Raw genomic sequence first — 11367 nt, forward strand, 5'->3', positions numbered from 1 at the left:
TTGACAGAAAAAGAAAATTTCCCTATTCTTATTGAGAACTTACGACGTAAATGCTGTAAATTCTCAGTGCAGGATAGCTTTCAAATGATAAAGCGGGATTTATATTTAAGAAAATTATTGGATTATATGTGGGACGGCCAGATAAAGGTAATCACAGGAATCCGCCGGGCTGGAAAATCCACACTTCTTTTCGACCTTTTTTATGACCATCTCCTCAAAAACGGAACTTCCCAAAACAACGTTATTACATTGCAGCTCGACAAGCGTAAATACGCAAAATACAGAAATCCTATAGTCCTTGCTGATTTTGTGGAAAACACAGTTTCTGCAGGCAGGGAGAAATTCTATCTTTTTATTGATGAAATCCAGTTCTGCTATTCAGTTCCGGATCCGGACAATGACGGCTTTGAAATCACAGTATACGACATGCTGAACGAGCTTAAAGATTATAAGAACCTTGACGTTTATGTTACCGGAAGCAATTCAAAAATGCTTTCCAAGGATATTTCTACGGAATTCCGCGGCCGTTCCTCGCAGATTCATGTTTTTCCATTGAGTTTTGCAGAATATAATGAGGCGGTTGGAGGCGACAAGCGAGACAACTTTGACCGTTATATGATTTACGGCGGACTTCCTTATCTTCTGCATTTAAAGACCGAAGAGCAGTTCAAGGACTATCTTTCAAATCTTTTTGACGAGGTCTACATAAAGGATATTGTAGAGCGGAATAAAATTGAGCGCCCGGATTTGCTGAACGACATTCTGAATTTGCTCAGCACGTTTATCAGCTCTTTGACAAATCCGCTGAATATTACGAACAGCATAAAAAGCGTAAAGAATGAAAAATTCAGCTCGAACACGGTAAGCGATTATATCGGGTATTGCAAGGATGCTTTTCTTATAAGCGAGGCAAAGCGTTACGATGTGAGAGGAAAGCATTATTTTGATTACCCGAACAAATATTATTTTACGGATATTGGTCTGCGGAATGCACGGCTGGGATTCAGGCAGATTGATTCCGGGCACATTATGGAAAACATAATCTACAACGAACTGCTTACGCGCGGATATTCTGTTGATATTGGAGTTGTTGTTGATAGAAGAAAAGGCGCAAACGCACAAAAAGAAATCGATTTTGTCGTGAACAAAGGCGACAGACGGGTGTATATTCAGTCCGCATGGCAGATGGGCACAACTGAAAAAATTGCGGCGGAACTTGATTCTCTAAAACTTGCCAAGGACTTTTTTGCAAAGATAATCATACAGAATGACATTCCGTCTCATTTTTCGGATGACGACGGAATAATCCACTGCAATCTGATAGAATTCTTGCTGCACCCGGAATTGATTCCGTTATGAAATTGCTTATATTACTTGCTTATGCCGCTCAATAAAATAAATTTCTTCTTTGCTCAAGAAAAGCTATGTTGTGTTCCTGTGCTTGGATGATTTTTTGGAGCGTAGTCATCCAGTGTATACTTATTGAAAAAAAAGGGGCTGTCCTAGAAGTTATTAACAGACTTCAAAAAGGGCGGCCTTTTTTATGTTAAATGAATTTTGTAGATTTTCGTTTATTGTTTTTTTTCTTAGGTGTTCATTAATCGAATCAGTTGCTTGAAATCATATCCCAGCATCAGAATCCCCATTCAGTTCCAACTTTTTCTTTTCCCCGAAGATGAAATCGCCTGAAGCCTAAATTGCCTTTTGTCTGTCCAAAGACAGTTTCACATTCAGTGGAACGCTTTTTCATGAGAGTTTTATATTCTTCACTGGAAAGAAGATCTTTTACTTTTGCTTTCTGTTCAAGCCAGTGCCCGTTTCTTTGAATCACTCTGCCATATTCGGATTTTGTACATAACTCTCTGAAAGGACAGCCTTCGCAGTTTTCACACTGGTAAACTTCGTAAGTCTGTAAATATCCGGATTTATTTTTCTTAGTCACTGTCTTTCTGTAAGGAACTGGATTTCCGCAGGGGCAGGTATATTCTTTTTGTTCAGCATCGTATTTCCAGTTTTCAGTGTTGAATGTCTTTTTCCTGAAACTCCTTTTTGTTTCTTTCTCATAAGTTGTGTACTTTACTATTCCTGTGATTTCATTTTTTTCCAGATAATCGTAATTCTCTTCGCTTCCATAACCTGCATCTGCAATTGCAAACTTAAACTTACATCCAAGACGTTTCTGAACATTTTCAAGATGAGGAATAAATGTTCTTGTGTCCGTAGGATTTGGGAACACGTCATATCCGATTACAAAATTGTTTTCAGTTCCAACCTGAATATTATAGCCCGGTTTGAGCTGACCATTGAGCATGTGATCTTCTTTCATTCTCATGAAAGTTGCGTCTTCGTCTGTCTTTGAATAGCTGTTTCTGTCATTAAAAGTGGCGTTAGCCTTCTCGTATTTCTCTTTTCTCGGAAGATAATCCTTTTCAATCTGGCGTTTTGCCTTCTTCAGTTTTTTTTTACGTCTTTTGAATCTTCGTCATCAAGGTCATTTATTTCAGCAAGTTTTCTGTTAATCTGCTCGGCAACGGCTTTGATTTCTTCACTTGTTACTGGAGTGTCATCGCCCGTTTCTGCAAAGTCCTTGTCACCGTAAATCTGATTTTCTTTCCGTGTAATTTCTTCTACGTCTCTTAGGAATACCTTTAGTTTTTCATCCAGTTTCTTCTCGTTTTTCTCTACGGCCTTTCTCCAGACGAAGGTGTATTTGTTTGCGGCGCTTTCAATTTTTGTTCCGTCAACGAAATATTTTTCAAGGCTGACATAACCTTTCCTGTTCAGAAGCTTCACTGTCGATACAAATATTTCTTCGATTGAGTCTTTCAGCTTTTCACTGCGGAATGTGTTGATAGTTCTGAAGTCCGGTTTCTGGAATCCAGTGAGCCACATCACGTTTACATTCTCGCGGCACTGCTTTGCAATCTGTCTTGAGGAATAGGTGCCTGTCATGTAGCAGTAAATCAATACTTTCAGGAGCATGACAGGATTGTAGCGGCTTGCTCCGCCACCTTTTGTGTTTCGTGCAAATACTTCTTCAATTTCGAGTTCATCTACTGTTTTGCTGACAATTCTTACAAAATGATTTTGTGGAACCAGTTCGTCCAGGCTTGGCGGCAGGAGCCACTGCGCGTGCTGGTTATATGGTTTGTATGTGATTTTATCGCTTACGCCTCTGCTCATATTTAAATTTTAGCAGATTTGAATTCACTTGTAAATTTAAAATAATTGGGGCTGCCCGTTTCTTTTTGGACAGCCCCCTATGCTTTGGTCAGTACCACCGCTAGCTTGCAAGGCAAACTCGCCAGCATTCGCGCTACGCGCTGTTGCCCGACAGTTTTGCTAGCAAAACTGTCAGAGGTAAAACGAAGCCAGCTTCGTTTTATCGACTAGAACCAAACGCTTACAGATACTGGGATTGCCCAAACGAAGTTGTCGTTGTCGCCGTTGTCATCCTTATCCCATGAATAAGATTTTCCGCCAACGATTCCTGAACCGTCGTTTGTTACAAGACCGCAGTTGTTTGTTGCGCCCTGGAATCCAATACCGATAGAACCGTTGCTTCCAACAGACTTGTTAACTCCAACGAGGAAGCTGATTGCACCTTCATCTTTGTCTTTTCCGTATCCCTTCCAGTTTGAAAGTGCCTCAGAATCTGTTGTGTTAACACCTTTTCCGTTGCTCATATAGCGAACATCTGCAGCCAAGCTAAGACCGTCCATGATTGCATAGTCTACACCAGCACCAACAAAGAATACATTGTCAACTGCTTCATCATTTCTATATGTGCAGTCATCCTGATACTGGAGGTATCCGCCGTCTACAGAGAACTTCATCTGCTCTGAAACCTGGTAAGAAGCACCTGCTGTGAACGCCATCTTGAGGTAGTCAGGTCTGTAATCCTTATCTGCGATACCGAATCTTGCGCCAACTGTTACATAGAGGTTTTCAACTGCTGTAAGGTCAAATGCAACACCAATCTGTCCAGTTGTCATTACATCATCATTAGCCGCTACAGCTTTAACTGTATTCTGTTTATAAGATGGCGCTTCGCTTTTTGTGTCATCAAAAACCCAGTTTCCATCCTTATCTTCTTTGTTTCCAAGTGCCCATGTTTTTTTTGCAGCAGCGGCTTTAACTTTCTTCTGTGAGTAATCGCCAATATACTGTGCCTTGAATCTACCCACACCTTCAATTGTGTAGCCAAATCCAGCCTGAATATTCTTGTATACATCTTCAGCTTTTTCATAGCTAGAAGACATAGGAATAACTGCGAATGCGTGGAGTCCTTCGATTGGATCTGCTTCAAGCATCATACCCTTGCGCCAGATTCCGTCGAATGTGAGTCCTTCGCCGTCATAAGCCCAGTTGTAAGGTCTGAGCCAGTTCCATGAGCCGTAGCAGAAGTCGCCGCGGAGTCCGTTTGTAGGAGAGTCGAACTTACCTACAGAGATTTTTACCATGTCAACAGGCTTAACCCAGAGGTAAGCGTCGTCGCCCTGTCCAAGGCCGCTCTCAAAGTCGTTGTAAACGCCCATTACGAATCCGGCCTTTCCGTCCTCGGAAGTTCCGTTGATGTTGATTCTGGCTGTACGTGCGCCCCATCCCCATGAGTTCTCAACACCGGCGATGATGTCCTCGCCTGTTGAAGCTACTGGAGAAGCAAGAACGCGAAGCCATGCTCCGAATGTGATTTCTGCGAAAGCAGAAGTTGCTGTAAGTGCGGCAGCCGCTGCGACCGCGATAAGAGTCTTTTTCATCTCTTAGCCTCCTTATGTTTAAATCTTAGGGTTCCCCGGAGGAAATTTACTTTAACTTTTTAATGGAGCATCTGGTCAAGCCAGATAATGACAGGAAACGGTTCAAAAATGGCATATCTTCAAGCTAATAAACTGAACAAAACATCTTTTATATAGAAGAAAAGCGATTGCGTTATTGTTTTAGTCAAGCGTTTTGGTATATTATGAAACTGTTTGAACTGGATTATCCAGGAAGAATCCTAATCGCCTCCTTGGGACTTGAGCCCGCACATAAGAATAGGACTTTGGCTCGGCTATTTTCGGGCAGGATAGTCCCGTTTCAAACTTCAATCTTTAAACTCAAGGGGCAAATATGTACATAGTTGGAATCGATATAGCAAAAAAATCACATCAGGCGGCAATAATGAAGCCGGACGGAACTCTTGTGGGCAGATCTTTCAGATTTACAAATACAAAGCAAGGTTTCGAGTTTCTTATGGATAAGCTTTCGGCAGTAGATTCCAGCCTTGAAAATTTTGAATTCGGAATGGAAGCCACGGGACATTACTGGCTCAACTTGTACACTTGGCTTGCAGACAAACACGCAATTGTTCACGTAATAAATCCGCTCCAGTCAGACGCTCTTCGGAATCTCTACATCAGAAAAACAAAAACAGACTCCGTGGATGCAAAAATAATCGCGCAGGTAATCAGAATCGGGCAGTATTCAGAAACAAAACTTGCGGACGACCGTATGCTCATGATGCGCGACTTGTGCCGGCAGAGATTTTTTCTTGTGGATATGGTTGCGAACTTAAAGCGAAAAATAATTGTGATGATGGACAGAATTTTCCCGGAATACCAAGGCTTTTTTTCAGATACATTCGGAAAATCTTCCACTGCAATTCTCAAGCACTGCACAACTCCAGAAGAAATAACTTTGTTCGGGGAAGACAATCTTGCGCAGCTTCTTCAGGTGGCCTCCAACGGAAAATTTGGACTAAAAAAAGCCCAAGAACTTATAAGCCTTGCCCGTAACTCTTTTGCCGCCCGCCTTTCTTCAAAAACACTTTCGCTTCTTGTAAAGCAGATGATGGAGCAAATGGAGCTTCTTGAAAATCAGATTGAAATCCTTGAAAAGCACATATCGTCGCATTTTAAGTCGTTCGGAACAAAGATTACGCAGATTCCGGGAATTGGGCCAGTGCTTGGAGCTTCTATTTTAAGTGAAATTGGCGACATAAGCCGTTTTGCCAATCCTAAAAAATTGTGTGCTTATGCCGGAATAGATCCTTCGGTAAAGCAGTCCGGGCAGTTTTTGGGGAACGAAAACCACATGTCCAAGCGCGGTTCTGGCTACCTTAGAAGATGCCTTTGGATGGCTTCATTTGTTTCCGTAAACCACTGCCGTGAAATAACGATTGTTTACAAGTCGCAAGTTTCAAAAGGAAAAACGCATTTTCAGTCAATGGGCTTTGTCTGCCACAAGCTCCTCAACATAATCTACACAGTCTTAAAAAATGACATAGACTACAGCCCAATGCTCTGCATAAATCCAGCTATAACAGCAAGAACTTCTCGCCGCATAGCAAGAGCCGCCCTAAAAGCTCGATAATATATTACAATTACATATTTGAATAGATTGCCGTGTCAAGCACGGCAATGACAGTTGTTTATAAAAGAAATAATTAAAACACGAAAACAGGTACTTAATGCGGCAGCCCTAAGCGGTGCTGGGAAAGACAGGAGGTTTGGAGGGATGTAAGAAACGGCGATTACATCGCTTCGCTTACAAATTAGTTGGTTTTCCTCCCTCCATAGACTTTAGCGGCACGTAATGTTAAAATAAGTATATCTATGTACACACGAGATTTGCAGGAAATTCCTCCGTCATTTGTTCAGAACGGGCGGCCAGTGTTCGGAACGTTCCGGGGGCATCCTAAGCGTTTTGACATCCGCGGAGTCTACAGGCCTTATGGAGTGATTCCGCTTCCGACTTTTATAACAAACCTCCGCATAAAGAGCCGCCTTATATTTTCGTTTAATATTGGGGAATATATCGGGCGCATCAGTTTTATAGACGCAAAAATTGCTGGCTTTTCAGAAGTTGTGTTCTGGAATAAAAATACATCGCAGCGGTTTGCCTATCATTCGCTCATGGGTCCAAGAAAAAGGCTTATTCCGCATAGCCTTGAATCGGCTTCAACTTCAAACTACAGCAAAAGGCGTTACACAAGAATCAGCTGGAACAGGAAGCAAAACAGGCTTTCTGTTATATTCGACTTGAAAGGAGATTCTGTGCGTCCTTCCGCGCGTGGAGCTTTTTCCGCAGTGTTCAACGACAGCCAGTTTGCAGAGCTTACTTCTGTGCGCCCAAATCCTACTTTAAGGCGAAGCTACGCAAGCTACAGTTCTGTTCTTCCATTGCACGGTTCTCTTACACTTTCTTACAATAGCGGCGAAACTAAAACAATGTCAGAGTCTGACGGAGTTTGCTCTTTTGACATGACGCGCACTTACATGAAATTCCGTTCGCATGGAAAATCCGTGCTTGGATTTGGCGAAATCAATGGAAAGAAAATTGCGTTCAAGCTTGCTTCCGAATCGCATGAAAGCGTAGACACGGACAAATACAACTGCAATGTTCTTTTTTACGATGGAAAGGCAACGCCGCTTCCGCCTGTTGTTATTTCGCATTATTCAGGCATGGACAAAAAGTGGGTTATTCAAGACACGGAAAACATGGTTGACCTTACATTTACGCCTGTTTCAGTCTGCGTAAACAATGTGAATGCGTTTATTGTGCGCAGCGTGTACCATACGATATACGGCAACTTTGAAGGAACTCTAATTACTGCCAGCAGTGAAAAAGTTTCATTCAAATCTCTTGCAGGAATTTCCGAAAATTACTTGATACGTCTTTAAATTTTTGCAGTTCTTGAGGAGTATTTCAGTTTGAAGGCAAAATGGAGTATTTATGGAAAATGAGAACCGTCCAAAACGGACGCTTGAACCTGGCACGCTTGATAAAACCCGGAAAAATATCGGACCAATAGATGCAAATGAGGCTCTTTTTATGCAGAAAAAACTTGGCGGGGAAGTTCTCCGCGAAAAATTATCTCCAGCGGACTATTCAAATATGCCGGCAAACAGGAGAAGGCAGGATGTTGTGGTAAAAGCATCAGGAAGGTCTGCTTCGGATATTTCGTCTCAAAGCGCGTCGTTTGGCTCGTCATTTTCTTCGGCGGCTGTGGGCGGAATCAAGGCTTCTGTAAAGAAAATCCGCACAGACGAGGATTTGCCGGAAATTTCCGCGCATGATTTAAAACTTATGGACAAAACCATGATGGCTCCGGGCTGCGATATTAAGCCGGACTTCGGACTGTTCAATTTCTTCTATAGAATGTCCGCCAAAAACCGCGAGCGTGTGCAGAAAAAATTCGGTGAATACATTGTGCGCCGCCACGTTGACCACATTCAGTCTTTTATAGGCACAATAAAAACGTTTATTCAGATTTCCCCGGACGTATACAAAGCTAAAATTGCCACAGAGACAGATCTTAAGTTCAAGTTTCTTAGAACCGTGGGCAAGTGGACTCTCCGCGACATTAAGCTTTTGGCAATGGATGTTGAAAACGCTTCTGACTATCTTACAGTTCCCATGCTCATTCCTTTTGTGCGGGCGGTTTACAGACAGCTTCTTACCGTTTACTACATTGGCGAGCAGCAGGTTTCACTTTTAATAAAGGACATTTATACGGACCTTGCTGAATTCCCGAATGCGGACAAAGCAAAACTTCAGACTTTGGTAAAGCAGGGCGTAACAGAATGGCTTTACGTGCATGACCAGATTATCCAGGGAATGTATCCGCTTTTGATGAGAATGTCTTCCGATGAATTTGTTGAATTCCCGGATTTCTTTAAAGTCAAGATTGTGGAAATTCTAAAATTCTTGGGAATTTCAAAGTTCGATCTTCTTCTCCCTGAAAAAAAGAAAAAAGAAAAAAAACAGGAAGAAGCTCAAGAAAAGAAAAAGCAGGAAACCCATCATATTGCAGGCGAAAAAAATGAAATTGTAAACATGGGACTTAAAATTCTTGACCAGCTTTTTCCGCAGGCAGGATTTCTTCACTTGGAACGCCACCCGGACTTGTTCCCGTACTTTAATCCGATTTACAATTTTGAAGACGGATTCAATGTTATTGCGCCGGAAAATCCTTTGCAGGTAACAATTGTTCTTATTTTGATTATTGAGGATTTCCTAAAAGGCTGCCGGAACATAAAATTCAATATTGAAGCGGACGAAAAACTTGCAGTTTATCCAGACAAATTTGATTCTGCAATGGAAGACTGGGCTTCTTATTATGAAGATTTGTTTGCAAAAAAACTCGGCGACTACTTGCGTTCCTATGTAAATTCAATTTACTCGCAGAAGGAATATGCGCAAAGTAAATTCGGCAAGGAAAACTTAAACAATATTTTGTGGCGCATAAAATTTTACTTTCTTCCAAATTACAAGTTCAACGCTCCTGTTTTGCAGAAGCCAGTCAACGATGCAAAGTACAGACCGCTTGCCGCCCGCACCGACTACATGAGAAGTGTTCTTACAGCTCTTGTCCGCAGAATCGATGAAAATTCCGCTGGAAAGAAAACCGTGCTTGGCGTTTTGAATCCGTGGGATCGTTACACATTCGACTTGCCAAATGCTGTTTCAAAGAGAATTGATGTGCTTCTTGGCGCAAAAAGAGATGACGATGTTACTGCCGCTACAAATGCGAATCTTATAAAGTACACGCTTTGCACTGTTTCGGTCTTGGACTGGTGGATAAACAATCCTACAAGCCCGGCTTACGATGCGAATTCTTCCAAGCTTTACAGAATTTCAGAAGAAGACGGCGGACCTTTGTTTTCTGTTCCAGAGCGTTCAGATCAGAATCAGCTTTTTGCGGAAGGCGTAAAAAAGGCAATTGAAGCAAAACGCAGCAAATAGTCTGAACAATGTTATTGAAAAGTTATAGCAGATTCCCCGTGTCAACATTCGCCTTGCGGCGCACTGCACGAGAATGACAATTTATTTAATAAAAAGAGGTATTTATGGCACATTGCATTGTTCCTGCCGCAGAAGAAATTTTGGACAAGGAATTTCAAGTTTTAGATAAAGGCTTTGTCCGCATGGTTGACTATTACGGCAGCGACTCAAGAATTGTACAGGCAGCCCGCGTTTCCTATGGCGAAGGAACAAAAACTGTAAGCCAGGACGGAGCGTTGATAGATTATCTTTTGCGGCATCAGCACACTTCTCCATTTGAGCAGGTCATTTTTACATTCCATCTAAAAATGCCGATTTTTGTAGCGCGCCAGTGGGTTCGGCACAGAATGGGCAGAATGAATGAAGTTTCCGGCAGATACAGCATTATGAAAGATGAATTTTATGTTCCGGAAAATTCGTGCATTTCAAAGCAGTCAACAAATAACAAGCAGGGCCGCGGAGAAGTTTTTGAAGAGCAGCAGGCAAAAGAGTTTCAGGCTGAATTTATTGAAGGTCAGCAGAAAGCCTACGAAGTTTACAAAGGCATGGTTGAAAAAGGAATTGCAAGGGAAATCGCCCGCATAAATCTTCCGCTTGCATTGTACACGGAATTTTACTGGCAGATGGACTTGCACAATTTATTCCACTTTTTAAAGCTCAGGCTCGACAGCCACGCCCAGTATGAAATCCGCTTGTATGCAGAAAAAATTCTTGAGATTATAAAAACTGTTTGTCCAATGGCTGTAAGTTCTTTTGAAAATACAATGGAAAAAGCAGTTTCGTTTAACGGCGAAGAAATGGAAGCTTTGCGCAAAGTTTTGAATGGCGAAGAAAATCCAATTCAGGATGAAAAGAAACTGAAAAGATTCAACGAAAAAATCAAGACAGGCGTTCAGCTTTAAAATAAAAGAGGCTGTTCAAATTTTACTGAGCAGCCTTTTTTTCTTTACTCTATTATTTCTGCTTCAACTTCAGTTGGGGAAGATTTCCATTCTCTAAACGCAAAAATTATTCCAGAAATTAAAATCAGAACTCCGGCGACTCTTACAAGTTTTACGCCAAAATCAGCAGGAAGCATAAAAAGCAAAACTGCAATAAAAATTGAGCAAAAGGCTTCTGTTATGAACGGAGCGGAATTTTCAGTGCCGGCAACAAAAATGAATTCTGCAATCGCCGACAAAATCAAAAACACAGCCTGAATATAAAGAAAAATCCGCACAATTTTTTGAATCATGCTGAAAAATGCGAACGGAAGAATTACTGCGAGAATTCCAACTAAAATTCCTGCAATGCTTTTTATGATTACGGCGCGCTCAAAGTAAGGTGAAAGCGAAAATCTTTTCACTTTTAAAATAGAACTGATTCCGTTTACTATTGCGCCGATTCCAATAAGAATTACAATTGCCTCTATGCTTGACTGCGGATTTATAACAGCCAAAAGTCCGACAACTGCGCTTAAGATTCCTAAAAAAATTCTTGGATTCATACTCACTCCTAATAAAAATTGTTATATATATATTATAACATATTATTTATAATTTGCAAGATTGTGTCAAATTTAGTTCGCAATTTCATTCCTGAAAAAAGCCATAAATCCAT

The 11367-nt window shown here is 41.4% G+C and carries 9 protein-coding genes; 5 read left to right on the top strand and 4 right to left on the bottom strand.

All coding sequences use genetic code 11. The features are described 5' to 3' along the window. Positions 1–84 precede the first annotated feature (84 nt). Positions 85–1359, top strand: a complete 1275-nt coding sequence (locus Q0N70_RS07795) for an ATP-binding protein (RefSeq protein ID WP_273353816.1) — start codon at positions 85–87, stop codon at positions 1357–1359. A gap of 274 nt (positions 1360–1633) precedes the next feature. Here Q0N70_RS07795 and Q0N70_RS07800 read toward each other — a convergent pair whose 3' ends face one another. The 3 genes from Q0N70_RS07800 to Q0N70_RS07810 all read right to left on the bottom strand — a co-directional run bounded on the left by Q0N70_RS07800 (position 1634) and on the right by Q0N70_RS07810 (position 4760). After that, on the bottom strand, positions 1634–2455 hold the full coding sequence (locus tag Q0N70_RS07800; RefSeq protein ID WP_367268261.1) for a transposase: 822 nt from the start codon (positions 2453–2455) through the stop codon (positions 1634–1636). Next, the gene (locus Q0N70_RS07805; protein WP_294015553.1) at positions 2452–3183 is read right to left on the bottom strand and encodes a transposase; all 732 of its coding nucleotides are present in this window, start codon (positions 3181–3183) and stop codon (positions 2452–2454) included. Before Q0N70_RS07805 ends, Q0N70_RS07800 begins: the two co-directional genes overlap by 4 nt. A gap of 206 nt (positions 3184–3389) precedes the next feature. Beyond that, complete coding sequence (locus Q0N70_RS07810) at positions 3390–4760, bottom strand: porin (protein WP_294015555.1); 1371 nt, start codon at positions 4758–4760, stop codon at positions 3390–3392. Between the two features lie 352 nt (positions 4761–5112). Here Q0N70_RS07810 and Q0N70_RS07815 point away from each other — a divergent pair, with 352 nt between their 5' ends. The 4 genes from Q0N70_RS07815 to thyX all read left to right on the top strand — a co-directional run bounded on the left by Q0N70_RS07815 (position 5113) and on the right by thyX (position 10670). Then, a complete protein-coding gene (locus tag Q0N70_RS07815) occupies positions 5113–6354 on the top strand; it encodes an IS110 family transposase (protein ID WP_273467049.1) in 1242 nt (413 codons plus the stop codon). 242 nt (positions 6355–6596) lie between these two features. Beyond that, positions 6597–7664 (top strand): DUF2804 domain-containing protein, encoded by a 1068-nt coding sequence (locus tag Q0N70_RS07820; RefSeq protein ID WP_294015558.1) that lies wholly within the window; start codon positions 6597–6599, stop codon positions 7662–7664. A gap of 52 nt (positions 7665–7716) precedes the next feature. Beyond that, the gene (locus tag Q0N70_RS07825) at positions 7717–9729 is read left to right on the top strand and encodes a hypothetical protein (protein ID WP_294015560.1); all 2013 of its coding nucleotides are present in this window, start codon (positions 7717–7719) and stop codon (positions 9727–9729) included. Positions 9730–9833: 104 nt separating this feature from the next. Continuing rightward, positions 9834–10670 (top strand): FAD-dependent thymidylate synthase, encoded by an 837-nt coding sequence (gene thyX, locus Q0N70_RS07830; protein WP_273467044.1) that lies wholly within the window; start codon positions 9834–9836, stop codon positions 10668–10670. Positions 10671–10714: 44 nt separating this feature from the next. Here the strand turns inward: thyX and Q0N70_RS07835 are convergent, their stop codons facing one another. After that, positions 10715–11254 carry a DUF308 domain-containing protein gene (locus Q0N70_RS07835; protein ID WP_294015562.1) on the bottom strand — a complete coding sequence of 180 codons (540 nt, stop codon included), beginning with the start codon at positions 11252–11254 and terminating at the stop codon, positions 10715–10717. Positions 11255–11367 lie beyond the last annotated feature (113 nt).

Source organism: uncultured Treponema sp. (genome assembly GCF_945873775.1).
Taxonomy (GTDB): Bacteria; Spirochaetota; Spirochaetia; order Treponematales; family Treponemataceae; genus Treponema_D.